This window comes from Streptomyces sp. NPDC025721 (genome assembly GCF_055558595.1).
Map to the genome: position 1 here is coordinate 189,735 of NZ_JBVHMF010000009.1, position 25,262 is coordinate 214,996.

The 25,262-nt window shown below is 72.2% G+C and carries 19 protein-coding genes; 12 read left to right on the plus strand and 7 right to left on the minus strand.

The genetic code is table 11. From position 1 onward, the window contains the following. Positions 1 to 1,488 (plus strand): cation:proton antiporter, encoded by a 1,488-nt coding sequence (locus tag ACZ4EF_RS15825; RefSeq protein WP_355337096.1) that lies wholly within the window; start codon positions 1 to 3, stop codon positions 1,486 to 1,488. A gap of 38 nt (positions 1,489 to 1,526) precedes the next feature. Here the strand turns inward: ACZ4EF_RS15825 and sigJ are convergent, their stop codons facing one another. Then, on the minus strand, positions 1,527 to 2,600 hold the full coding sequence (gene sigJ / locus ACZ4EF_RS15830; protein WP_355337098.1) for an RNA polymerase sigma factor SigJ: 1,074 nt from the start codon (positions 2,598 to 2,600) through the stop codon (positions 1,527 to 1,529). Positions 2,601 to 2,771: 171 nt separating this feature from the next. On the opposite strand from sigJ, the gene ACZ4EF_RS15835 reads away from it, so the two are divergent. Beyond that, a complete protein-coding gene (locus ACZ4EF_RS15835; protein WP_355337100.1) occupies positions 2,772 to 3,191 on the plus strand; it encodes a nitroreductase family deazaflavin-dependent oxidoreductase in 420 nt (139 codons plus the stop codon). A 39-nt stretch (positions 3,192 to 3,230) separates the two neighbouring features. After that, a complete protein-coding gene (locus ACZ4EF_RS15840; protein WP_391046820.1) occupies positions 3,231 to 3,590 on the plus strand; it encodes a hypothetical protein in 360 nt (119 codons plus the stop codon). Between the two features lie 68 nt (positions 3,591 to 3,658). Here the strand turns inward: ACZ4EF_RS15840 and ACZ4EF_RS15845 are convergent, their stop codons facing one another. Next, the gene (locus ACZ4EF_RS15845; protein ID WP_355337104.1) at positions 3,659 to 4,150 is read right to left on the minus strand and encodes a MarR family winged helix-turn-helix transcriptional regulator; all 492 of its coding nucleotides are present in this window, start codon (positions 4,148 to 4,150) and stop codon (positions 3,659 to 3,661) included. A 574-nt stretch (positions 4,151 to 4,724) separates the two neighbouring features. Between ACZ4EF_RS15845 and pstC the strand changes: the two genes are divergently transcribed. The 7 genes from pstC (at position 4,725) to ACZ4EF_RS15880 (ending at position 16,243) form a co-directional block, all read left to right on the plus strand. Beyond that, on the plus strand, positions 4,725 to 5,750 hold the full coding sequence (gene pstC, locus ACZ4EF_RS15850; protein ID WP_355337106.1) for a phosphate ABC transporter permease subunit PstC: 1,026 nt from the start codon (positions 4,725 to 4,727) through the stop codon (positions 5,748 to 5,750). 4 nt (positions 5,751 to 5,754) lie between these two features. After that, positions 5,755 to 7,062: a phosphate ABC transporter permease PstA gene (gene pstA / locus ACZ4EF_RS15855; RefSeq protein ID WP_355337108.1), complete on the plus strand. Its 1,308-nt coding sequence runs from the start codon at positions 5,755 to 5,757 to the stop codon at positions 7,060 to 7,062. Beyond that, a complete protein-coding gene (locus ACZ4EF_RS15860) occupies positions 7,062 to 8,873 on the plus strand; it encodes a phosphate ABC transporter substrate-binding protein PstS (RefSeq protein ID WP_467504901.1) in 1,812 nt (603 codons plus the stop codon). The genes pstA and ACZ4EF_RS15860 overlap by 1 nt, the downstream gene beginning before the upstream one ends. After that, entirely contained in the window at positions 8,870 to 11,626 is a 2,757-nt protein-coding gene (locus ACZ4EF_RS15865) for a hypothetical protein (RefSeq protein ID WP_467504903.1), read from the plus strand. Before ACZ4EF_RS15860 ends, ACZ4EF_RS15865 begins: the two co-directional genes overlap by 4 nt. A 193-nt stretch (positions 11,627 to 11,819) precedes the next feature. Continuing rightward, positions 11,820 to 14,072 (plus strand): Ig-like domain repeat protein, encoded by a 2,253-nt coding sequence (locus ACZ4EF_RS15870; protein WP_467504905.1) that lies wholly within the window; start codon positions 11,820 to 11,822, stop codon positions 14,070 to 14,072. Positions 14,073 to 14,349: 277 nt separating this feature from the next. Beyond that, positions 14,350 to 15,342 carry a sortase gene (locus ACZ4EF_RS15875; RefSeq protein ID WP_467504907.1) on the plus strand — a complete coding sequence of 331 codons (993 nt, stop codon included), beginning with the start codon at positions 14,350 to 14,352 and terminating at the stop codon, positions 15,340 to 15,342. Between the two features lie 109 nt (positions 15,343 to 15,451). Continuing rightward, a complete protein-coding gene (locus tag ACZ4EF_RS15880; RefSeq protein ID WP_391047183.1) occupies positions 15,452 to 16,243 on the plus strand; it encodes a phosphate ABC transporter ATP-binding protein in 792 nt (263 codons plus the stop codon). A 167-nt stretch (positions 16,244 to 16,410) separates the two neighbouring features. Here ACZ4EF_RS15880 and ACZ4EF_RS15885 read toward each other — a convergent pair whose 3' ends face one another. From ACZ4EF_RS15885 to ACZ4EF_RS15895, 3 genes are all read right to left on the minus strand, one after another. Further along, a complete protein-coding gene (locus ACZ4EF_RS15885; protein ID WP_355337118.1) occupies positions 16,411 to 17,868 on the minus strand; it encodes an aldehyde dehydrogenase family protein in 1,458 nt (485 codons plus the stop codon). Between the two features lie 41 nt (positions 17,869 to 17,909). Further along, the gene (locus ACZ4EF_RS15890; RefSeq protein WP_355337120.1) at positions 17,910 to 19,259 is read right to left on the minus strand and encodes an MFS transporter; all 1,350 of its coding nucleotides are present in this window, start codon (positions 19,257 to 19,259) and stop codon (positions 17,910 to 17,912) included. Between the two features lie 222 nt (positions 19,260 to 19,481). Continuing rightward, a complete protein-coding gene (locus ACZ4EF_RS15895; RefSeq protein ID WP_391160436.1) occupies positions 19,482 to 20,306 on the minus strand; it encodes a nuclear transport factor 2 family protein in 825 nt (274 codons plus the stop codon). Between the two features lie 130 nt (positions 20,307 to 20,436). On the opposite strand from ACZ4EF_RS15895, the gene ACZ4EF_RS15900 reads away from it, so the two are divergent. Then, entirely contained in the window at positions 20,437 to 22,626 is a 2,190-nt protein-coding gene (locus ACZ4EF_RS15900) for an ATP-binding protein (protein ID WP_467504909.1), read from the plus strand. Positions 22,627 to 22,754: 128 nt separating this feature from the next. Here ACZ4EF_RS15900 and ACZ4EF_RS15905 read toward each other — a convergent pair whose 3' ends face one another. Continuing rightward, positions 22,755 to 23,660, minus strand: coding sequence for an NADP-dependent oxidoreductase (locus tag ACZ4EF_RS15905; RefSeq protein WP_467504911.1), 906 nt, complete (start codon positions 23,658 to 23,660; stop codon positions 22,755 to 22,757). Between the two features lie 219 nt (positions 23,661 to 23,879). After that, complete coding sequence (locus ACZ4EF_RS15910; protein WP_467504913.1) at positions 23,880 to 24,410, minus strand: TetR/AcrR family transcriptional regulator; 531 nt, start codon at positions 24,408 to 24,410, stop codon at positions 23,880 to 23,882. Positions 24,411 to 24,515: 105 nt separating this feature from the next. Here ACZ4EF_RS15910 and ACZ4EF_RS15915 point away from each other — a divergent pair, with 105 nt between their 5' ends. After that, entirely contained in the window at positions 24,516 to 25,253 is a 738-nt protein-coding gene (locus ACZ4EF_RS15915; protein WP_467504915.1) for an SDR family NAD(P)-dependent oxidoreductase, read from the plus strand. Positions 25,254 to 25,262 lie beyond the last annotated feature (9 nt).

Genomic DNA, 25,262 nt, shown 5'->3' on the forward strand with positions numbered 1-25,262 from the left:
ATGAGTGCGATCAGCATCGCCGCGGAAACCGTCGATCCCCTTCCGCAGCACACACTGCTGGTGTTCCTGCTCCAGATCGGCGCCCTGCTCGTCCTGGCACTCGTGCTGGGACGGCTGGCGAGCAGGCTCGGCATGCCGACCGTCGTCGGAGAACTGGCCTCGGGCGTCTTACTCGGGCCCTCGCTCCTGCTGCACGTGGCGCCGGGCCTGTCCGGCTGGCTCTTCCCCCGCGACCCCACCCAGATGCACCTGCTGGACGCCGTCGGGCAGCTCGGCGTGCTGCTGCTCGTCGGCTTCACCGGCATGCACCTGGACCTGAAGGTGGTCCGCAGACAGGGCGGCAAGGCGGCGGGCGTCAGCGCCGCCGCCCTGCTGCTGCCCCTGGCGCTCGGGGTGTGGCTCGGTTACGCGCTGCCGGGTGAACTGCGGCCGGGCGACGCCGATCCGGCGGTCTTCGCCTGGTTCGTCGGCGTCGCCATGTGCGTCAGCTCGATCCCGGTGATCGGCCGGGTGCTGGTCGACATGAAGCTGATCCACCGCAATGTCGGCCAGATGATCCTGGTCGTCGGCACCATCGACGACGCCGTGGGCTGGCTGCTGGTCTCCGTCGTCACCGCGATGGCCACCACCGGGGTCGGCGCGGGCGAGATCGCCACCCCGCTGTGGCACCTCGCCGTCGTCATCGTCGTCCTGCTGACCGGCGGCCGGTGGCTGGTCGGCTGGGTGCTGCGCTGGGCCGAGCGCTCCGGTTCGCGCGGCGTGACCATCTCCGCCACCGTCATCCTGCTCGTCCTGTCGGGCGCGGGCGCCCAGGCGCTCGGCTTCGAGGCGGTGTTCGGCGCCTTCCTGTGCGGCATCCTGATCGGCTCGCGCGGTACGGACGCGCAGGCACGGCAGTTGGAGCCGCTGAACGCCACCGTGCTGTCCTTCCTGTCCCCGCTGTTCTTCGCGCTCGCCGGGCTGCGGATCGACCTGACGTCGCTGACGCGTCCGAAGATCGCGCTGTGGGGACTGGCCGCGCTGGCGATCGCCGTCGCCGGGAAATTCCTCGGCGCCTTCATCGGCAGCGCCTTCAGCCGCCTCACCCGCTGGGAGGCCCTGGCGCTCGGCGCCGGGATCAACGCGCGCGGGGTGATCCAGGTGGTCATCGCCGTGGTCGGCGTGCGGCTCGGCCTGCTGACCACCGCGATGTACAGCATCATCGTGCTGATCGCGATCCTCACCCCGCTGATGGCTCCGCCGATCCTGCGGGTCGCGATGAAGCGGATCGAGAGCACGGCGGACGAGGAACTGCGCGAGCAGCGGGTACTGGCCCTGCAAGGGGTGCCCGAGGGGGGTACGGACGGGCGGCCTGACGAACTCGCCGACGGACGCGCGGACGGCCTGACCGACGGTCTGACCGACGGGTTCGCGGACGCCGGAACATCCGATCCGGCGGCCGATACCCCCGTCACCCAGGAACGCGGCGTCCCGGTCCACCCCACGTGACATGCCCCACGTGGGGAGGGCCGGGACAGCCGCTCGGCTCAGCCCGCGCGCGGACCGGACTCGTCGCGGCCGTCGCGGCCGTCGTCGCCGGGCTCGATCGCCTTCCTCGGCTCGGCGGCCTCGATCTGTCCGGCGGCCGTGTCCTCGTCCCCGTCGTCCAGACCGTCCAGCCGTACGCGGGAGAGCTTGTCCGGGTTGGTGACCAGATAGATGTCGGTGACCTGGTCGTTGCTCGGATTGAGGTCCATGACCATGACCGCGTAGGGGGAGTCGCCGGAGAAGACCACGGCGGACGGGTCGCCGTTGACGTGCCGGTAGCGGATGTCGAGGGCTTCCGGCAGCCGGCTGGTGGCGTAACCGTTCAGCAGCCGGGCGACCTTGTCGCGGCCGGTGACCGGGCGCAGCGCGGAGCGGACCTTGCCGCCGCCGTCGGTCCACATCGTCACGTCCGGCGCGAGCAGGCTCATCAGGTCGGCGATGTCGCCGCCGAGCGCGGCGGCCACGAAGCGCTCGGTGACCTGCTGCTGGAGGTGCGGGTCGGCCTGGTAGCGGGGCCGCCTGGCCTGGACGTGTTCGCGGGCCCGGTGCGCGAGTTGGCGAATCGCGGACGGGCTGCGGCCGAGAATTTCGGAGATCTCGGTATGCGCGTAACCGAACACCTCGTGCAACACGAACACCGCGCGTTCCAGCGGGGTCAGCGTCTCCAGAATGACCAACAGTGCCATGGACACGGATTCGTTGCGCAGCGCGGATTCCGCGGCGTCCGTCGCCTGCGCCGCCTGCGGGGTGTTCCGCGCTTCCGGAATCTGCGTGATCAACGGCTCGGGCAGCCAGGGCCCGATGTACGTCTCGCGGCGGCGGCTGATCGTGGCCTGCCGGGCGAGCGCCTGGTTGACCGCGATCCGCACCAGGTACGCGCGCGGGTTGTCGATCTCCTCGGCGTGCGGCTGGCGGACTCTCCGCGCCCAGGCCAGCCAGGTCTCCTGAAGGACGTCCTCGGTGTCCGAGACGCTGCCGAGCAGGTTGTAGACCACCGAGAACAGTAACTCCCGATGACCCACGAACACCCGTGTGGCGGTGTCGTCGGGCAGCTCCGCCGGGTTGTCGGACATGGTGGGCCTCCCAGTGTGACGCGCGCTCCTGTCACCTGAGATGAAGGGCCCCCGTCCGAGTGTGACATCGGCCGGTAAAGATGTTGCGCTATTACCGACCGCTGTCGTTTTTCTTCTCTCTTTTCTCCGTTCTTTTTCCCCGTGCGAGTCCCTCAAAGAAGGAGCACAGTCATGTCCGTTAAGCGGCGGCTGGCGCGCGTGAACAAGTATTTCGGCAATCGGATCGTCGGCCGGATCCTCCCCGCCATGCCGGGGTTCGGCGCGGTCTACCACAAGGGCCGCAAGTCCGGCCGGGAGTACCGCACGCCGGTCAAGGTCTTCAAGAAGAACGGCCACTTCATCCTGTCCCTCCCGTACGGCGCGGAGTCCGACTGGGTCAAGAACGTGGTGGCCGCGGGCGGTTGTGAGATCAAGACCCGCGGCAAGCGCGTCCCGGTGGTCGCGCCGCAGGTGTACATCGACGACAACCCCGACATCCCCGCCGTGCTGCGCTGGGCGCTCCAGCGGCTGCGCATCGACGAGTTCATCTCGCTGAAGATCGTCGAGACCACGGCGCAGACCGGGACCGGGGTCACGGCCGAGCGCGTCTGAGCACGATCGGTGAAGACGCGTGAGGAGGAGTGATCGCGCATGCCCGCACCGAATTGGCGCGCCTTCGGCCGGGCCGCCGCCCGGTTCTGCGGGGACCGGCTGCTGCGCGCCCTGATCTCGCTGGGCTCGACGACCGTCGGCGTCTCGTCGTCCGAGTGGTGGCGCGGGCGCGGCGAGCACTGGTGGGAGGGCGCGGCGCCCACCGAGGGCTCAGGCCCGCGCGCGGTCGCCGCGGCGGCCCGTCGCAGGCCCGGCGGCCTCGACGATCCCGGCGTGCTGCGCAAGCTGCGGGCGCTGCGGGGCAGCCAGGACCTGCCGGGTCCCGGCGACCCGTACGACGGCTGCCTGGACGCGGCGCCGCGCTGGCACCCGGAGCGCCGCGCGGCCGGTGGCAGGTGAGGTGAGGACGGCCGGCGGCCTGTGAGGTCGGGTGAGGTGAGGACGACCGGCGGCCGGCCGTCGGCCCGTCAGCGGTCGGCGAGTTCGTCGGTCGCCTCACGTCCCGCCCGCGCCGCGCGGGACAGGAAGTCGGCGATCAGCACCAGTTCGGCGTCGTCGTAGTCCGCGCAGATCACGTCCATCGACTTGTTGAGCCCGGCGAACATCTCGGCCGTCTCGGTCTCGCGCTCCTTGATGACCTGGACGAGGACCGCCCGCCGGTCGCTGGGGTTGGGCGTACGGACCACCCAGCCGCCGCGCTCCAGCCGGTCGAGCACGCCGGTCAGCGTGGCCGGGTGCAGGCCCGCGTGCTTCGACAGCGCGGTCGGTCCGATCGGCCCGAAGCGGCTGACCAGGTCCAGGCACTCCAAGTCGGCGTCGCGCAGGCCCAGATGAGTGCCGACCCGATGGTTCAGCAACGCCATTTGGACGGAGAGATCGCGCAGCGCGTCCTTGATCCTCGTGTTCAGTCGCCTCCGCCGCCGTATTGTCGACGCGGCTCCGGGCAGTGTGGAATCCATACGCAACGTTCCTCGCATCGATAGCACGCGGAGATATGAAACTACCCCAACCCCCGATTCGGTCCGCTGGTCGACCGCTGGAGCCTTCGGCCCCGGTCGGGCGGCGAATATCGGCGGGGTTCAGGCGGACACCCTCTCACAGGTCCTTTACAAACTCGTAGGGCTCTCCCCGAATCCTCCGCGCCTCGCGCGGTGCCCGTTGCCGGTGGCAGGCGTGCGCCTCCCGGCAACCGTGGGCTCGTGCCTCAATGTGGCCGGATCGTGCCCCCTGTCGCTCGTCACCCTCCGTGCTCACATCGCCCGCCAACACCACCGGTCCCGCCCGTATCGCGCGCCGAGCGCCCTCTCAACACCCCTTCTGGGCAGGCAAGTTGCTAGGTGCATAAGGCAACCGAGCGGGAGATGGGTAGTTTTGTCGGACATTGGACAACCTCCACAGGCCACTCACAACTTCTCACTATCTGTTGTTCATTTTCTCCTCAGGTGAACAGTGTCATTCGGCCATGGAGGCCCCGTTCACTCCTCGCAACGCGACGCCATTCGGCGCGCGGGAGCGCTGGGGGGAGAACGACACGTGACATCCACACAAGTGGTGTCCCGCACGCCCGAGTCGGTCGGGGGCGACGACGCCCCCCGGCGGCTGCGGGCGGCCAAGGGGATCGGGGACCGGATATTCCGCGGGCAGCTCACGGCCGCCGGTGTCGCCGTACTGGCGATCATGGCGGCGGTCGGCCTGTTCCTGCTGCTACGGGCGAGCCAGGCGCTGCGGGTACGCGGCTTCGCGTTCCTGACCACCGCGCAGTGGCAGCCCGACGTCCACAACTTCGGCATCGCCGCCGTCCTCACCGGGACCGTGCTGATCGCCGCCGTGGCCGTCTGCTTCGCGCTGCCGCTCGCGGTCGGCACCGCGCTGTTCATCTCGGAGATCGCGCCCCGCCGGGTGCGCCGCACCCTGGTCGCGATGGTCGACCTGATGGCCGCCGTGCCGTCCGTCGTCTACGGCCTGTGGGGCCTGTTCTTCTTCCAGGGCCATGTGATCGGCCTGTCCCGCTGGCTGTCCACCTGGTTCCACTGGGTGCCCTTCCTGCGCGTGGACGGCGTCGAGCCGGGCGAACCCCTCTCCTCCGCCAGCGTGTACACCGCCTCCACCTTCATCGCCGGAATCGTCGTCGCGATGATGGTGGCCCCCATCATGTGCTCGGTCATGCGCGAGGTCTTCGCGCAGGCCCCGGCCGGTGAGCGGGAGGGCGCCTACGCGCTCGGCTCCACCCGCTGGGGCATGATCCGCTCGGTGGTGCTGCCGTACGGCCTGGGCGGCGTGATCGGCGGCACGATGCTGGGGCTCGGCCGGGCGCTGGGCGAGACCATCGCGGTCTACCTGATCATCTCCCCGGTCTTCCAGATCCAGCCCCACATCCTCCAGACCGGCTCGAACTCCGTCTCCTCGCTGATCGCCCTGCACTACGGCGACTCCTCGGACTTCGGCATGTCGGCGCTGATGGCCGCAGGCCTGGCCCTCTTCCTGCTCACCCTGGTCGTCAACTTCACCGCGTCCACGATCGTCGCGCGGTCCCGCTCCGGCTCGCTGAGCGAGGGGTGACGACATGACGGACCTTCTGGCCGAGCCCGCCACCGCCGCCACGAACGCCGCCGCAGCCGCCGCCACAACGGCCGCCGCCGCGCCCGCCACCACCGTCGTCGTACGGCAGCCGGCCGACGCCCCGGACGCCGCGCAGCGGCGGCGCGCCCTGGGCGGCGTCGCCCGCGGCGCGGTGCTCAACGTCCTCGGCGCCGCCGCCACCGGCCTGTGCACCGCCCTCCTCCTCTTCGGCCGACTGGCCCCGCTCTCCGGCCCGCTGGGCTTCGCGGCCGTCACCTACCTGGTCTTCCTCGCCGCGTACGCCCTGCTGTGCTCGCTGGAGCACGACGGACCCGCGGTCCGCGACCGGCTCATGACCGTCGTGCTCTGGTCCGCCGCGGGACTGCTGTTCTCGGCCCTGGTCCTCGTCGTCGGCTTCACGCTGTGGCGGGGGCGCGAGGCGCTGCCGCACGGCAACTTCTTCACGCAGGACATGCAGCTCGCGGGCCCGCTCGACCCGATCACGGTCGGCGGCATCACCCACGCGATGCTCGGCAGCCTGATCATGATCGCCATCGCCCTGGCCGTCACCATCCCGCTGGGCATCGCCTGCGCGGTCTACCTCAACCAGACCCGAGGCCGGTTCGCGCGCTTCGTGCGGACCATCGTCGAGGCGATGACCGCCCTGCCCTCCATCGTGGCCGGGCTGTTCATCTACGCCACCTGGATCCTGATCCTGCACTTCCCCAAGTCCGGTCTCGCGGCCGGACTCGCGATCAGCGTGATGATGCTGCCGATCATCATCCGGGCCTCGGACGTCGTCCTGCGCCTGGTCCCCGGCAATCTCACCGAGGCCGCGGAAGCGCTCGGCGCCCCCCGCTGGCGCACCGTCTGGCACGTGGTGCTGCCCACCGCGCGCTCCGGGCTCGCCACCGCCGTCATCCTCGGCACCGCGCGCGGCATCGGCGAGACCTCGCCCGTCCTGCTCACCGCCGGATACGCCACCGCGGTCAACGCCGACCCCACCAACGGCCCGATGCTGTCGCTGCCGCTGGCCGTGTTCACCTTCGTCAAATCCCCGGAACCGGCCATGGTGGCCCGCGGATTCGGCGCGGCGGCCGTGCTGATGCTGCTGGTCCTGGTGCTCTTCACCATCGCCCGGCTGATCGGCGGGCGCGGCCCCGGCCAGCTCTCCAAGCGCCAGGGCCGCCGCGCCGCCCGCGCCTCCCGCCGCGACGTCGAGCGCTTCGACGACCTGCGCGCCCCCCGCCCCTCGCTGTTCGCTCCCGCCGCAGACCCGGCCGGATCCCCGCTTCCCGGAGAGAACTCCTGATGCCCCGCCGCACCTCAGCCCCGGCCGCCCTGCTCATGGCCCTGCTCGCCCTGCTGGTCACCTCGGTGTTCGGCCCCGGCGTCCAGCGCGCCGCCGCGGCCGACAGCTACGTCCCGCTGTCCGGCGCCGGATCGACCTGGGCGTTCAACGCCGTCGACCAGTGGCGGCGCAACGTCAAGCAGTACGGCATGGAGATCCAGTACGCGCAGACCGGCTCCTCCGACGGCCGGCACCAGTTCCTCAACGGGACGGTGGACTTCGCGGTCTCCGACATCCCCTTCCAGACCAACCCCACCGACGGCTCCGCGCCCGAGCACCCGACCAACGGCAGTTACGCGTACATGCCGATCGTGGCCGGCGGCACGGTGTTCATGTACAACCTCAAGGTCAACGGGAAGCGGCTGACCAATCTGCGGCTGTCCGGCGAGAACGTCACCAAGATCTTCACCGGCGCCATCACCAACTGGTCCGACCCGGCCATCGCCGCCGACAACCCCGGCCTGCGACTGCCCGCCAAGAAGATCGTGCCGGTGGTCCGCTCCGACGGCTCGGGCTCCAGCGCCCAGTTCACGCTGTGGATGGCCAAGCAGCACACCGCGCTGTGGAACACCTACTGCGCCAAGGTGGGCCGCGCGGGGGCCTGCGGCTCGACGTCCTACTACCCGCCGGTGCCCGGCATGATCTCCCAGGCGGGCGACCTCGGCGTGGCGGGCTACGTCGCCCAGGACTACGGCGACGGCGCGATCGGCTACGTCAACTACTCCTACGCCAAGAACGCGCACTTCCCCGTCGCGAAGGTGCTCAACCACGCGGGCTACTACACCGAGCCGACGCCCGCCAACGTCGCGGTGTCGCTGGTCAAGGCGCGGATCAACACCGAGAAGAACTCGCCCGACTACCTCACGCAGGACCTCAGCGGCGTCTACACCGACACCGACAAGCGCAACTATCCGCTGTCCAGCTACTCGTACATGATCCTGCCGCTCAAGGTGCAGGGGCAGTTCACCCAGGCCAAGGGCACCACGCTGGCGGCCTTCTCGTACTACTTCATGTGCCAGGGCCAGCAGTACGCGCCCAAGCTCGGCTACTCGCCGCTGCCGATCAACCTGGTGCAGGCGGGCTTCGACCAGATCCGCCGCATCCCGGGCGCGCAGACCCAGACGATCAACGTCAAGGGCTGCCACAACCCGACCTTCAGCACCGACGGCACCAACACCCTGGCCAAGTCGGCGCCCTTCCCGCAGGACTGCGACAAGCAGGGCGCCGCGCCCTGCACCACCGGCAGCGGCGGCGCGTCCACCGGCGGCTCCGGCGGCTCGTCCGGCGGCTCCAACGGCGGCGGTACGAGCGGCGGTTCGGGCAACGGCACGGGCGGTTCGGGCAACGGCGGTACGGGCGGCGGCGGTTCGGGCGGCGGCGGTTCGGGCGGCGGCTCCGGCGGTACGGGGAACGGCGGCACCGGCGGATCGGGCAGTGGGGGCGGCGGCAACAGCTCGGGCGCCGTCGACCCGGACACCGGCCTGCCCGTCGACGCGTCCAACGGCGGCTCCCCGAACGGCGGTTCGTCCGGCGGCGGCTCAGGCGACGGCGGTGCGAACGGCGGCGGCAACGGCAATCAGGTCGTGCTCGCGCAGCCGGTCGCCGTCGGCGGCCACAACGGCTGGGGCGGCACCCAGACCCTGATGCTCCTCGCGGCGCTGCTCGTCGTCGGGCTGGTCCTGGCACCGGCCGCGACCTCCCGCGCCCTGAACGGCCGCAAGGCCCCGGCCGACCGCACCGCCTCGACCGACCGCAAGGAGGACACGCCGTGACGACCCCGCGACAGTCCCTCGGCCGCCGGCTCGTCCGGCGCCTGCTCACCGGCGCCCTGCTCGGCGCCGTCCTCGGCGCGGCGGCGGCCCAGGCGGCCCCCGCCCTGCTGACCGACCTGCGGCCGGTCGCCGCGCAGTCGGCCGCGTCGGTGCGGGCGGCCCAGTCGAGCCCTTCCGCCCAGTCGTCCGCCGTGACCGTCTCCGGCCGCGGCGAATTCGCCGACATGCGCTTCCGCGTCAGCCAGACCCGCGACCTCGCCAACCAGGCGATCAGCGTGTCCTGGACCGGCGGGGTGCCCACCACCTTCGCCGGCACCCAGTTCAACACCGACTTCGTCCAGATCATGCAGTGCTGGGGCGAGGACGACGGCGCCGTCCCCGGCAACCCCGGACCGCCGCGCACCCAGTGCCAGTTCGGCGCGTCGCCCACCACCGGCCGTAACACCTGGCCCGGCAACCAGGCGGACGACACCCGGCAGGTCTCGTACAGCGCGGACCCCGGCAGCTACGGCGAGGACGACAAGTACGGCGCGGGCCGACCCTTCGGCCGCGGCGAGGTGCCGTTCAAGTCCATCGACGGCACCGTCGTCACCAGCGACACCCAGAACAACCGCTTCTACAGCTACAACACCACCAACGAGATCGACTTCGGCCGCACCGGGGCCGACGGCACCGGGCAGGAGTACGTCGAGGCGCAGACCAAGGAGGAGGCGCCGCACCTGGGCTGCGGCGCCCCGGTCAAGCACCCCGACGGCAGCGTCACCGGCCGGTCCTGCTGGCTGGTGATCGTCCCGCAGGGCCACCTGGACCTGGACGGCAAGCCCTACCAGGACCGCACCCAGGTCAACGCGGGCTCCCCGGTGTCCTCCACGAACTGGCGCAACCGCATCGCGGTCCGGCTCGACTTCCAGCCGGTCGGCGCGACCTGCGCGATGGGCGCGCGGGAAGTCGACACCACCGGCAGTGAGTTGGTCTCCGACGCGATGGGGAGCTGGCAGGCCAAGCTCTGCGGCACCGGCACGGTCTTCGGCTACACCACCGTCGGCGACTCCGAGGCGCGCGGCCAGCTCACCGACTCCGGCGACAGCCTGGTCTTCACCACCCTGCCGGTCACCGGCGAGACCCGGCCCGCCGACACCATCATCTACGCGCCGGTCGCGCTGTCCGCCGCCGTGATCGGCTTCAGCATCGAGCGCCAGCCCCGCTCCGACGCGCCCGCCGACGTCAGGAAACGCGCGGGCACCCGGGTCGGCTCACTCGACCTCACCCCGCGGCTGGTCGCCAAACTGCTCACCGAGTCGTACCGCAACTCGCCCTGGGGCGCGGTCCGTACGACATACGACGACGGCGGACCCCGGCTGACCGCGGCCAAGGGCTACGACTGGGCGCTGCACAATCCGGGCGGACTGCTCACCGACCCCGAATTCCTCGCGTACAACAAGGAGTTCGCGGACCTGTCGGTCGCCTCCAACCCGAGCACCGACACCGACCTGATCACCGCCTTCGGCCACAGCGACCTGGCCAGGCAGGTGTGGACGTGGGTGCTGGCCGACCGGCAGGCCCGGCAGTTCCTCGCGGGAGTGCCGGACGACTGGGGGATGCGCGTCAACCCCTTCTTCAGCTCCAACGGCGACCTCAACCCCACCGGTTACGCCTTCTCCGCCGACCGCGACGACTTCCCCAAGAACGACAACTGGGAGACCGTCCCGCCCGGCAGCGGCGCCCCGGACAGTCAGAAGCAGAAGATGACGGACTTCCACCCGTACGTGGACGACCTCTACACCGGCGCGCTGCGCACCCGCCGCGGCGACCAGCTCTGGAAGTCCAACTGGGACCCGCTGGCCACCCCGCCGGTCTGGAAGACGCCGGGCCCGCAGGTCGCCGGGCAGCGCTTCATGCTGACCATCACCGACGCGGCCTCCGCCGCCCGCTTCGGCCTCCAGACCGCCCGGCTGCGCAACCCCGCGGGCGAGTTCACCGCACCGACCAGGGCCGCCCTGGTGGCCGCCGCCGACAAGGCGAAGGCCGCCGACGGCGTACGGCGGATCGACCCGACCGCGAACGCCAAGGGCGTCTACCCGCTGAGCATGCTGGTCTACGGCGCAGCCCGCCCGGCCGAACTGGCGCCCACCGCCCGCAAGCAGTACGCGGACCTGCTGCGGTACGCCTCGGGCGGCGGCCAGGTGCCCGGCACCGCCCCCGGCACGCTGCCGGTCGGCTACGCGCCCCTGCCGTCCGCGCTGCGGGCCGAGGCGGCCACGGCCGCGACCGCCCTGGAGACCTGGAAGCCGGCCCCCGGCCCCGGCGGCTCCGGCGCCCCGCAGACCGAACCGGGCGCCGCGGACGGCGGCACCGGCTCCGGCGGCGGCACGGGCGGTGACGGCGGCGGCAGCGGTACGGCCGGCGGCTCCGACGGCGGGAGCGGGAGCGCGGACGGCGGCACCGGCGGCCACACCGCCCCCGGCGGCAAGCCCGGCGCGTCGCCCAGCCCCACCGCCGCGACCGGTTCCCCCGCGACCGTGCCGGTCGCGGGCGGCATCACGCCCTCCGACCCCGGTTCCGCGCTGCGCTTCGCGGTGCCGATCGGGGCCGGCCTCGGGCTGCTCGCCGCGCTGGGAGCGCCCTTCGCCGCCGGTACCCGGCTGCCGCTGCGCCTGAGCCTGCCCGGCGGACGCTCCCTCACCATCCCGCGGCCGACCGTCCCCGCCCGGCTGCGCGGCTTCCGCCCGCCACGTCGGCGACCGGGCGGCTGAACCGGCCCGCGCCCGCCACGTCGGCGACCGGGCGGCTGAACCGGCCCGCGCCCCGGGCCACCCACCAGACACGTCGTTCGCCCCGAGTCTCAGTCGGGGCGAACGACGGGCTCCACCCTGCCAGACCGGCCATCCGGCTCCGGCGGGTCCCCACCCGTCACGCAGTACGAGTCCCCGATCAGGAGACAGAGATATGCGCACCAAGCGCCCCATCGCCACGATCGCGGCGGTCATGACCGCGGCCATCGCGGCCGGTACCCTCACGGTCGCCGCACCGGCCTTCGCCGACCCCGCGCCCGGCACCTTCGGCACGTACGTGGGCGTCGGCTCCGACACGACGCAGGACGTGCTGAACGCGCTGGCCGGCACGGCGCTGCCGGACGTGGCGTCGTACGACGCCACGGGCTCGGCCACCATCAAGACCCGTGCGAACGGCGTGACCTTCACCCGTCCGAACGGCTCGGGCGCGGGACAGAAGGCGCTCAGCGCCTCGCTGATCGGGGACACCGACCCGGGCGGCACCGTGAACATCGCGGGCCAGGTGGACTTCGCGCGCTCCTCCGGCGCCCCCTCCACCGCGGGCACCACCCTCACGTACATCCCGTTCGGCCGGGACGCGGTCGGTTACGTCGCCAAGGGCGACTTCCTGAAGAACCTGACGCGCACCCAGCTCAACGAGATCTACTCCGGCACGGTCACCACGGTCGCGGGACACCCCGTGCGGCCGTTCATCCCGCAGTCGAGCTCCGGCACGCGGAAGTTCTTCCTGAGCGCCATCGGCGTCGTCAACCTCGGCAGCAACGTCAAGGGCACCGACGACAACGGCAAGACGGTCGAGGAGAACCAGGCCAACGGCGTCATCCTCAAGGACGGCGACCTCGTCCCCTTCTCCGCCGCGAGCTGGATCGCGCAGAACAACCACACCGCCCCCGACCGCAGCACCGCCGCCGCGCAGAACGGCGCCTTCATCGGCGCCCTCGACCTCGGCGCGGGCACCCCGGTCAGCCCCGTGGTCAAGGGCGCGGACGACAAGCTGTCCCCGTTCGGCGGCTACTACGACGACCCGACCTTCGGCCGCGACGTCTACAACGTGGTGCCCACCCGCGCCATCGACACCTCCAGCGCCTTCTTCGACAAGGGCCTGTACGACACCTTCGTGAGCGCCGGCGCGCACAAGGCGGCCATCGCGTCCGACGTGGCCGAGAAGACCATCGCCGCGTTCGGCTTCCAGAACGAGCCCTACAACGGCAGCATCGACACCTCCGTCCGCGGCCACGCCAAGGCGGGCGGCCTGGAGACCAACAGCTCCTCGCTGATCAAGCCCGCCGCGGTCGGCGCGCTGGCCGCCACCGCCCCGGCCCCGCGCCAGCTCACGCTGAGCTGGACCGCGCCCGCCGACCCGGCGCTGCCGGTCACCGACTACCGCGTGCGGATCACCGACAGCGCGGGCGACGTCGCCTTCAGCACCGACCTCAAGGCCCCGGCCACCTCGGTGACCGCGACCCTGGCCCCCGGCGCGTACACCGCCGAGGTCTACGCCTCCAACCTGGTCGGCGACGGCCCGAGCGTGACGGTGGCCGGCACGGTCAGCGAGGTCCCGAAGGGCGCCTCGAAGATCACCCCCGCCGTCTCCCCGGCGAGCGTCCCGTACGGCACCGCCGCCAAGCTCGCCGTCGCCGTCAGCGGCCCGTCCGCCGCCACCGGCAAGGTCACCGTCAAGGACGGCGCGGCCACCCTCGGCACGCTGACCCTGGACGCGGCGGGGAAGGCGTCGCTGACGCTCCCCAAGACCCTCGCGGTCGGCGCCCACACCCTGTCCCTGTCCTACGCCGGTGACAGCAGGCTCAACGCCTCCGCCGCCACCGCCAAGGTCACCGTGACCAAGGCCGCCGCCCGCGTCGCCGTCGGCGTCTCCCCGGCGAGGCCGGCCTACGGCACCTCCGGCCGGCTCTCCGTCGCCGTGACCGGCCCGGCCACCGCCACCGGCAAGGTCGTCGCCAAGGAGGGCAAGACCACGCTCGGCACGGTCGGCCTGGACAAGACCGGCCGCGCGTGGCTGACGCTGCCCAGGACGCTGAAGGTCGGCACGCACACCCTGTCCCTGTCCTACGGTGGTGACGGCCGCCTCAACACCGCCGCCGCCACCTACAAGGTCACGGTCGTCAAGGCCGCGCCGCGCATCGCGACGAAGGCCCCGGCCGGCGTCAAGACCTCGGCCCGCGGCAAGGTGACCGTCGCCGTCACCGCCAACGGCGTCACCCCCACCGGCTTCGTCCGGATCTACGACGGCAAGAAGGTCGTCGGCACCGCCACCCTGAAGAACGGCAAGGCCGTCGTCACGCTGGCCAAGCTCACCAAGAAGGGCAAGCACGTCCTGACGCTGCGGTACTCGGGTTCGGCCACCGTGAACACCGGCAGCAAGTCGTTCGCCGTCACCGCGAAGTGACCCCGGCTCCCGCCCCGGCGGACGGCACCCGTCCGCCGGGGCGGGAGACCCGCGCACGGGTGCCGCGCGCACGGGTGGCCGCCGCCCGCTTTCGGTATCGCCCGGTGCGCCCCTGTCGCGTGAACCGCCGTGACCCCGTGGACCTTTCGCGCCGCACACCACCGTCCAGCCCCGCGCACCCCCATCCGCTGCGCACGCCACCGTCCAGCCCCGTACACCCCCATCCAGCCCCGTACACCCCCATCCAGTCCTGGACATCCCGAGGAGGCAGGCCGCCGTGACGGTCACCGACCAGACTCCGCCGCGGGCGGCGCGTTCCGCCGAGGCACCGGCCGAGACGCCCGAGGAGGTGACGCGGGCCGAGACGCCCGGCGGAGAGCCGACCGAGGAGCCCGCCGCCGCCCCGGCCCCCCGGCCCCGGCGGCCCGCCGCCCGTCAGCTCGCCGCAGGCGCGCTGCTCGCGCTCGCCGTGCTGCTGCTCGGCCTGGCCGCCAACCTCGTCGTACTCAGCGGGGTGCAGCACAGGTCCGCGCAGCAGGACCGGTTCGACGCGCTGCGCGCCAGCCTCGCCGAAGGCACCGTGCCGGTCGGCCAGACCGACGAGCGCGGTCGGCTGCTCGCGCCCGGCACACCGCTCGCGCTGCTGGAGATCCCCCGGCTGCACCTGCGCGAGGTGGTGGCGGAGGGCACCTCGGCCGACGTGCTCACCGGCGGCGTCGGCCACCGCCGCGACACCCCGCTGCCCGGCCAGTCCGGCAGCAGCGTGCTGATGGGCAGGGCGGCGGCGTACGGCGGACCGTTCGGCGCGCTCGACCGTCTGCGGCCGGGCGACACCTTCACCGTCACCACAGGACAGGGCCGCCACCGGTTCCGGGTGCTCGACGCCCGCCGCGCGGGCGACCCGGCCCCGGCGCAGCCCGCCGCGGGAGGCGGCCGGCTGGTGCTGGTCACCGCCGACGGCCCCGCGTATCTGCCCAGCGGTGTGCTGCGCGTGGACGCCGACCTGGTGTCGAAGACCGCCGACACCCCCGACGCCGTCATCCGGCCCGGCTCCGTCCCGGCCGACGAGCAGCCGATGGGCACGTCCACCAGCGAGCTGTGGAAGCTGGTGATGTGGCTCCAGGCGCTGCTCGCGGCGTCCGTCGCGGCCGTGTGGGCCTGGCACCGCTGGGGCCGCCACCAGACGTGGATCGTCTTCCTGCCGCTGACCGCCGTCGTCGGCTTCCAGGTCGCCGACCAGGTCACCGGCCTGCTCCCCAACCTCCTCTGACCCGCCCACCGTCCGCCCCGTACTGCCCGAGGTGCCCGCCGTGACCGACATCGCCACCCCCGAAGAGACCACCGTCGCCCTGCCCGCGACCGTCCCGCCCGAGACCGCCGTGCCGCGCGGGCCGGGCGCCGCCACCCTGGACGCGCGGGGCATCTCCGCCTGGTTCGGCACGCACAAGGTCCTCGACCGGGTCTCGCTGACCATGCCCGCCGGCCGCGTGACCGCCCTGATCGGCCCGTCCGGCTGCGGAAAGTCCACCTTCCTGCGGACCCTGAACCGGATGCACGAGATGATCCCCGGCGCCGCCATGGGCGGCGAGGTCCTGCTCGACGGCGACGACATCTACGCGGCGGGCCGCCCGCTCACCGAGGCCCGGCGGCACATCGGCATGGTCTTCCAGAAGCCGAACCCGTTCCCCGCCATGAGCATCTACGACAACGTGCTGGCCGGACTGCGGCTGACCGGCACCCGCGCCTCGCGGCAGACCAAGGACCTGCTGGTCGAGGAGTGCCTGTCGCGCGCGGGCCTGTGGAAGGAGGTCAGGGACCGGCTGCGGCAGCCCGGCGGCGCCCTGTCCGGCGGCCAGCAGCAACGGCTGTGCATCGCCCGCTCGCTGGCGATCCGCCCCCGCGTGCTCCTGATGGACGAGCCCTGCTCCGCCCTCGACCCGACGTCCACGCGCCGCGTCGAGGAGACCATCAGGGAACTGGCCGACGAGGTCACCGTCGTCATCGTCACCCACAACATGCAGCAGGCCGCCCGCGTCTCCCAGAACACCGCCTTCTTCCTCGCCGAACAGGGCACTCCCGGCGGCATCGTCGAACACGGCCCCACCGAGGCGATGTTCGCCAACCCCCAGGACACCCGCACCGCCGACTACGTCAACGGCCGCTTCGGCTGACCGACCGCGCCGCCCTCGTCGTCACACGCGTCCCGGACCGGATGTTCGCCGCCGTCCCGACGGGCCTGACGCGGTCGCGGGTGACCTGCGCGACCGAACAGCCGCAGTCGCCGGGCGTGCCGACGCCGGTCCGCCCAGCCGCGGGGGCAGGTGGGCGGACCCACGCGTCACGACACGGGGACGTAGACGACCTTGTTCTCGACGAACTCCTTCAGCCCCTCGATCCCGAACTCCGCACCGATACCGGATTCCTTGATCCCGCCGAAGGGCACGTCGGGAAAGCCCCCGACGTGGGTGTTGATCCACACGGTGCCGCTGTCGAGCCTCGCGGCGACCTCGGCCGCGGCCTCGATGTCCGGTCCCCAGACGGAGTTGCCGAGCCCGTAGCCGGTGTCGTTGGCCCGGGCCACCGCCTCGTCGAGATCGGCGTAGCGCAGAAGCGCGCGCACCGGGCCGAAGGTCTCGTCCCGCACCAGGGGGCTGTCATCGCTGATGTCGCGGACCACGGTCGGCGGGACGAAGTAGCCGGGGCGCGGGTCCACCGCCCCGCCGGCGATGACCGTGCCGTCCTTGTGGGCCAGTTCGAGATATTCCTTGACCCGCTCGAACTGGGCGGCGTTCTGCACGGGACCGAACGCGGGATCGGCCTCGGGGTCGAGGCTGTGACGCAGCTCCTTGGACGTCGCGAGCTCCGCGAAGATCTCGGCGAACCGCTCGTACATCGCGTCGGGGACGAAGATCCGCTTGATGCCCACGCACAGTTGCCCGGCGTAGGAGAACGTCCAGGTGAAGATCTCGGGTGCCACCTTCTCCACGTCGGAGTCGGGCATGATGATCGCCGAGTCGTTTCCGCCGAGCTCCAGCACCACTCGTTTGATCGTCGTGGCCGAGGCTTCCAGGACCTTGCGCCCGGCCGCTGTCGAGCCCGTGAACGACACCATGCCGACGTCCGGGTGGTTGGCCAGCGCGGGGCCGACGCTCTTGTCGGGGCTGTTGTCGCCGAGGATGTTCACGACACCCGCAGGCACGATCTCCCGCAGCAACTCGCCCAGGTACAGGGCGTGCAGAGGCGAGGTCGGCGCGGTCTTGAGGACGGCCGTGTTGCCCGCGAGGATGGCCGGCACGACCTTGTACAGGCTCTGGAAGAGCGGCATGTTCCACGGGACGATCGCGGCGACGACACCGATCGGCTGGTAGTGACGCTCCACCCTCCATTGCGCGTCCGAGTGCACCACGTCGGGCGAGAGGTCGAGTTCGGCGAAGTGACGGACCCACCTGAGCGTCCAGTCCAGATCCAGCTCTCGCAGCATCGGCAGGGGCTTGCCCAGTTCGAGCGCCAGGATGCGCAAGAATTCGTCGTAGTGCTCCTCGACCGCGTCGGCGATCCTCCGTACGACCTCGGCGCGTTCGGCGAACGGCGTCGCGCGCCAGGCCGGGAAGGCGGTCTTCGCGGCCTTGACCGCGAGCTCGAGCTGGCCCTCGTCGGCGGCCGCGGCGGTGGCGATCACCTCCCCGTTCCCGGGGTCGATGATCTGCGAGGCGGCGGCTCCGGGCACCAGCTCGCCGTCGATCAGGTGGGCGAACGTGTGGTGAAGGAGGTTCGTCTCGTTTGAAGGGAAAAGCATCGTTGCTCCTTCTCTGATGGATGTTGCGGTTCCTGGCGGGGTCACGACGTCTCGCTCGGCTCAAGGCGGGACGAAGGCTGCTTGCCGGTGTCCCCGGAGCGCAGCCGGAGCCCGACCGCGGCGACACCGGTCAGGAGAACGGCAGCGATGGACAGGGACGCGGCCAAGGAGCCGGTGGCCTTCCAGGCGGCGCTGACGAGCGCGAAACCCACCGCGTTGGCCACCTGCGTGGTGGTGAGCAGGACACCCGACGCGGCGCCCTCGTCCCCTTCCCGTACACGGGCGAGTACGGAGGCGATGATCGCCGGGTAGGCGAAGCCCATCCCCGCGCCGAAGCCCGCCGTCATCAGCGCGATGACGACCGCTCCCGCTCCGGCAAGCGCGGCGCAGATCGCGGCGACGAGGCTGGCGAACATGACCAGTGAGCCCCACAGCATCGCCGGGGGACCGGTGGGGGCACCGGGCCGACGGGCCGCGAGAGTCGTCGCCATGTACGCCACGCCGAGCGGAAGGTACGCCAGCCCCGCTCCGAGCGCGCCGATCCCGAGCCCCTCCTGCAGGTACAAGGTCATTCCCAGCAAAGTCGCGCTGTTGCCCACGTAGAACGCCACGGTGGCGACGAGCCCGAGCCGGATCGACCTCTGTCGCAGGAGCTGCCTCGACAGCAGCGGAGCGGCGGCCCGGCGCTCAACTCCGGGCATCGCCGTCGCGATCACGGCACCCGCGCCGAGCAGCACCCACGCGATCCAGGGCCAGCCGTGGTCGGGCCCGAGGCCGAGGCCCAGCAGCAACGGGATCAATGCGCCGGCCAGTACGCCGCCGCCGAGCACGTCGACCGGCACCGGCTCGGGCGCGCGCGTCTCCGGGATCGCCCTGGTGACGAGAAGCAGCGCGGCAAGGCCGATCGGCACATTGATCGCGAAGAGCGCACGCCAGCCCACGCCGGCGATGTCGACGGCCAGCAGCCCGCCGCCGATCAGCTGACCGAGCGTCGCGGCAGCGCCGAGCACCGTCGTATAGGCCAGCACCGCACGGCGACGCGGCTCGCCCTCGTACACCGCCTGGATCGTGGCGAGCACCTGGGCCAGCATCACCGCGGCCGCGAAGCCTTGAAACGCGCGCATGGCGACGAGCACCAGGAGGCTGGGAGCGAGTGCGCAGCCCAGGGAGAAGAGCGTGAAGGCCGCCATCCCGATGCCGAACATCAGGCGCCGGCCGAACCGGTCTCCCAGCCGCCCGCCGATCACCAGCGCCGCTCCGTAGGTCACGACGTAGATCGAGAGAACGAGCTGCGTGTCGGCAATCGAGGCTTTCAGGTCCTCGGCGATCGACGGAACACCGACGATCACGATGAAAGAGTCCAGGAATCCCATGAAGGTTCCGGTCAGCAAGACCGGCAGGGCCAACCGATGAGATGTCATGTTTGGCCTTCGCTTTCCGTCCTGAGACTGGCGATCGCGCCTTCTCGGGCACGTGAGATCCCGCCACCTGGCCATCGGACCCCGCGGATCACGAACCACCGAGGAACGGCAGGTCGGCCGGGTGATCCGCGGGTCCGATGTCCGCTGTGACGACGTCGCCGTCGAGACTGAGTCGCGGGTCTCGGAATACGGCTATGACGCGACGTCGCGCGCGGGTGGGACGACCGCGGCCAGGCGGGTCAACGACCCCTCGAGCTCGTCGGCGGAGACCATCGGCAGGCGGGGCACCACTGCCGGGTCGGTGACCGCTGCCCAGTCGTAGGTCTGGGTCACCTCGGTGTGGCCCTCGCCGGTCGGGGCGAGCTTCCAGGTGAAGCGGTGACCTTGCGGGCGCTGCCCCGGGTGGCCGGGCGCCCAGGCGATGACACGGTCCTCGGTGAAGGCCACGACGTGGTTCTCGGTCCGGTAGTCACCGAGCTCGCTGTGCATGGCCATGACGAAAGTGTCACCGACGGCGTCCACCGGGCGGGAGGTTTCGGCGTGCCTGAGGCGGCCGGTGGCGTCGAATTCGACGTGGCGCCGGGGGTCGCGCAGCACCGCGAAGATCTGTTCGGCCGGGGCGTGCAGCACGCGGGAGACGGTGGTGTGGGTCGGACCGCCGTCCGTGGTGACCGGGTCCGGGTAGAACCGGGCCCATGCGATCCGTCCGTCGCGGACGGTGAGGATTACCGGGCCGCGCAGTACGACCGTCGCCCCGGTCGGGGCGGTGCCCCGCATCTCCCATTCCGACCACGATTCGTCGCCGTTCTGCGCATGGCGCAGGACCTCGGCCCGTATGTCGGGCAAGCCGGCCAGGATCTTCGTCCAGTTCGCGGCGACCTGGTCGGAGCCGACGAATCCCTCGGCCGGTCGCAGCGGTCGTTCGGCCACGTAGTCGTCGGTGAAGCAGTCGGCGATCCGCTCCGGCACGTGGGAGTTGATCGCTTCGCGTAGTGCGTGGAGGGCCTGGGGGAGCATGCGGCGATCTCCTAGTTCTGGTTCGCTCTGTCACCGTCGAGCATGGAGGTCCGGGGTGCCGCCGGGCGACCTGACACCGCCCGGACACTGCCCGGACGGCGTCCCGGCCCTGACAGGCATAATCGAAGTCATGAACGACTGGCCGGGGCCGAAGACGACCAGCTTCGCGGCCATGCTGCGCGGCCTGCGGGAAGCCCGGTCGCTGACCCAGCAGGAGCTGGCCTCCGCCGCGGGACTCTCCGTCGAGGCGGTCAGCGCGTTGGAACGGGGGCGGCGGACCCGGCCCCAGCCGCACACGGTGCGGTCGCTGGCCTCGGCGCTCCAGCTCCGCGAAGCGGACCGCATGGCGCTGCTGGCCATCCTGGGCCGGGCCGGGGACGGGACGTCCGAAATGCCGGCCCGCACGTTGACACCCCGCCCGCCGTCACCCCCGGCCGTCCCGGTGATCGGGCGGGACGGCGAGGTCGCCGAGATCGTCGCCGCCCTGCGCACCGCGCCGGGCCGGCTGGTGACGCTCACCGGCCCCGGCGGGGTGGGCAAGACCACCGTCGCGCTGGCGGCCGCGGACGCGGTGGCCGCGGACCATCCGGGGGCCGTGTACTTCGCGGACCTGACCGACGTCACCGACCCGGACGACGCCATCGCCGCCGTGTCCCGCTCCGCGGGCTCCCACAGCGACACGGTGACCGGCCTCGCCGCGCACCTCACCGGCACGTCGGCTCTGCTCGTCCTCGACAACCTGGAGCGCGTCACGGCCTGCGGCCCGCAGCTGGCCGAGCTGCTGACGGCATCCCACGACGCGGTGATCCTGGCCACCAGCCGCGTCCCGCTGCGGGTGCGGCGGGAACGTGAGGTGCGCATCGCTCCCCTCGGCCCGGCCGCAGCCGTCCGGCTCTTCGGCGAGCGGCTCACCGCCGCCGGCGCGCCGCCGACCGGGAGCGGGGACGACGCCGCCGTCGCGCTGCTGTGCCGACGGGCCGACGGGCTGCCGCTGGCCATCGAGCTCCTGGCTGCCGCCGCCGCCCGACTCGGACCACGGGAACTGCTCAAGCGGGTCGATCAGCTGGCGGATCTGCCCGTGGCCGGCCCGCGGGACCTGCCGGCGCGGCAACGCACCATGGCGGCCACCGTCGAGTGGAGCTGCCGGATGCTCGGCCCCGCGGCGCGGCGACTGCTTCCCCGGCTCGCCATGGTCCCGGGCAGCTTCTCCCTCGACATCGTCGAGGCGGTCGCCGCGCCGGATGCGTCGGACGCGGTGGGCGCGCTCGCCGAGTTGGTCGAGCACTCCCTGGTCACCCGCGGCGCCGACGCGGGACCGGTCGCGCGGTTCCGGCTGCTGGAACCGGTCCGCCGGTACGTGTTCGAGGCACTCGGGCCGAACGACCGGTACCACATCCGTCGGAGCGTGGCCCAATGGGCCTTGCGGGCAGCGCGCGAACAGGGTGCGCGAATCCGTGGCCGCGGCGATTTGACGGCCGTCGTGGAGGTTGAGGCGGATCGCCATGTGCTGCGGCTCGGCTTCGATCACCTCGTCGATTCCCGCAGGCACGACGACGCCGCCGAACTGCTGTGGTCGGTGTGGCTGCCGCTGTGGATGACCGGGCACACCCACGAGGGGCTCGACTGGGCCGACCGCTTGCGTGAGCACGACCTGAGCGAGCGGGGCCGGGCCCGCTGGCTGGTGGCGCGTGCCGGGTTCCACCGCGTCGCCGCGGACCTGTTCGCCACCGCGGAGCGGGCGATGCGGCTGGCCGAGCGGATCGACGACACCTCGCTGGCCGCGGAAGCGGCGATCTTCGCGGCGGCGGCGGCGCTGCGTCTGGAGGACTTCGACGCTTCGGTGTCTTTGCTGGCCAGGGCGGAGGCCCACGTCAAAGCGCGCCTCGACGTCGAACGCGACGTGTGGGCGGCTGTGCACGTGCTCATCGGCCGCGGGGACGGCGCGCTGCTGCGCGGTGACCGGTCCGCGGCGGCGCGGCACTGGCGCGCCGCCGCGGCCACGGCGCGGGAGCTGGGCAGCGAGTTCTCGGTGGCCGCGGTCCTCGCCGAGTGCGCGCAGGCGGCCCGCGGCGAAGGGCGCCTGACCGACGCGGCCTCGATGCTTGCCGTCGCCAGCGAGCTGGGCCCCCAACAGGACGAGTACCGGGCGCGCCTGGCGGGCGTGGCCGCGGCCGTGGCCACGGACCTCGATGACCTGGCGTCAGCGCGGTGGTGGGAGGACGCGGCGGGGCCGGACGCACCCCTGCGGGACACCGATGAGCTGGGCGAGCGATTCCGGGAGCTCGTCCGGCGCGCCGACACCGTCTCGGGCCGGGACTGAGCTGAGCCGTCCGCCCGTACCGGCGGTGTCCGGTCGGTGTCCGGAGGTTCCCGCGAGGGGGGCGGCGGGATTCGAGACCGTCGACGGCGCCGGGGAGCCGCGCCCCCTCGGACCGCGTACGGCCGACGTCAGATGAGGATCACGATCTTTCCCCGCACATGTCCGCGTTCGGAGAGGGCATGGGCCCGCGCGATCTCCTCCAGCGGGAAGGTCCGTTCGACGCGCGGTGCGTACCGGCCCTGCTCGCCGAGCGCGGCCGCTTCGGCGAGAAGCGTGGAATCGTTCACCGCGTTGGCCATACGGACCCCCAGACGTTCCGCGTTCGCGTAGTCGGCGACCGTCAGCACGCGGGCGGGGTCGCCGGCGATCTCGATGAGGTCGGGGAGGGAGCCGGAGGCGGCGGCGTCGAGTACGAGGTCGACCCCGTTCGGGGCCAGGTCGGCGAGACGTTCCGACAGGCCGGCACCGTAGGTGGTGGGAAGGGCTCCGAGTGAGGTGAGGAAGGCGTGGTTGCGCTCACTGGCGGTTCCAATCACGATGGCTCCGAGGGCGACCGCGATCTCGACCGCCGCGCCGCCGACGCCTCCGGCGGCGCCCTCGACGAGCAGGGTGCGTCCCGCGAGCGGGCCGAGCGCCTTGAGCCCGCTCAGCGCCGTCACGGACACCAGACCCGCCCCGGCCGCCTGCTCGTCGGTCCACGCGGCGGGCGCGGGCGCCCACGCCGAGAGGACGGCCAGCTCCGCCGTCGCCCCCGTGACTCCGCCCAGCCCGAAGACGCGGTCGCCCACGCTCACTCCGGTGACGCCCTCCCCGATCATGTCCACCAGGCCCACGGCGTCGCGGCCAGGTATCGCGGGCAGGTCCACTGGGAGTACGTCGCGCACCTCCCCGCTGCGCACTTTCCAGTCGACGGGGTTGACGCTGGCCGCCACGACGGCGACGCGGATCTCTCCGGGACCCGGCAGCGGGTCCTGGACCTTCTCGACCGTGAGGGTCTCCGTACCGCCGTACTCGTGGTACCGGGCTGCGCGCATGATGTCCTGCCTTGTTCGTCCCGACGGCTTGGTGTGCCTTGACATCGACCAGGCTAAAACCTGACATCAGTGTCAGAGGCAAGTCGGGCAGTCAGGGGGCAGAGGACGCGTAGGCCCGCGGTGTGGAGCCACGGACGGTGACCAGACCCTTGACGGCCTCGTCTCCGGTGATCTCCGGGTAGGCGTCCGGCCGGGCGACAGAAAGCCAGGGTCCGCGAGTCAGGACCGCGCGGCGGCGTTCTCGCCGAGGTCCAGGCGGTCCGGGCGATGCGGCAGCGTACGGGCGCCGGTGGCACGGAGCCCGTCGAGGGCGAGTTCGAGGTAGCGGCGCCACGCCTGGGGCTGTGCGGCCAGCAGGGGCGCCGCCGTCTGATGGATGCCCGCGAGGAGCAGCACGATGTCCGTTCCCGTGACGTCCCCGCGGACGGTGCCCTGCTCCTGCGCCCTGGCCGTGAGCACGTCGGCCGCGTCGCGGAGGCGGCCGATCCCGTCCCGCACCCCGGTGTGATCCAGCGAGGGGCGTCCGATCACTTCACAGAAGGCGCGGTCGGCGGCCAGCGCCCCGACGCCGTCGGCCATGAACTCCGCCAGTGCCCGCGCCGCGTCGTCCGCGTCGGCGAGGCGCTCCGCCATGCCGGTCAGCCGGTCGAGAAGTCGCAGCATGATGGCCGCGAGCAGGTCCTCCTTCGAGGCGAAGTGCCGGAACACGGTGCCTTTGGCGAGTCCGGCACGCTGGGCGATCTCGCCCATCGGCGGTCACCTTCTGTCGGGTCGGCCGTGCCGTCGCCATGACGCCTCGCGGATCACCGCCGCTTCATCACGCGCCGTCCTCGCGGCGCACCACCGGAGGAAGACATGAACAGCACCCTTGACGGCAGGACCGCACTGGTCACCGGCGCCTCCTCGGGCATCGGCCGGGCCACCGCGTTCGCCCTGTCGAAGGCGGGCGCCCGGGTGGCTGTCGGAGCGCGCCGGGCGGACCGTCTGACGTCGCTCGCGCAGGAGGCGCCGGGTGAACTCCTGGTCCTGGAGCTCGACGTCACCGACCGTCAGTCCGTACAGGACGCGGTCGCGGCCACCGTCGACCGCTTCGGCACCCTCGACGCCCTCGTGAACAACGCGGGCGTCATGCTCAACGGACCGATCCTGAACGCGGACACCGCCGAGTGGCGCCGCATGGTCGACACCAACCTGCTCGGATCGATGTACACCGCCCATGCCGCCCTGCCCCACCTGCTGGAAAGCAGGGGCGCCGTCGTCCAGATCTCCTCGACCTCCGGGCGCACCGCGTCGGCGGGCGGCGGTGTGTACGCCGCCACCAAGTTCGGCGTCACCGCCTTCGCCGAGTCGTTGCGGCAGGAAGTCACCGCCCAGGGCGTACGGGTGATCGTCGTCGAACCCGGAATGGTCGCGACCGAACTGCTCACCCACATCACCGACCCCGCCCTGCGGGACTACGCCAAGACCTATGCCGAATCGATGCGGACGCTCAACGCCGAGGACATCGCCGACGCCGTCCTGTACGCGCTCACCCAGCCCGACCACGTCGCGGTCAACGAGATCCTGATCCGACCGACCGATCAGACCCGCTGATTCGGACGA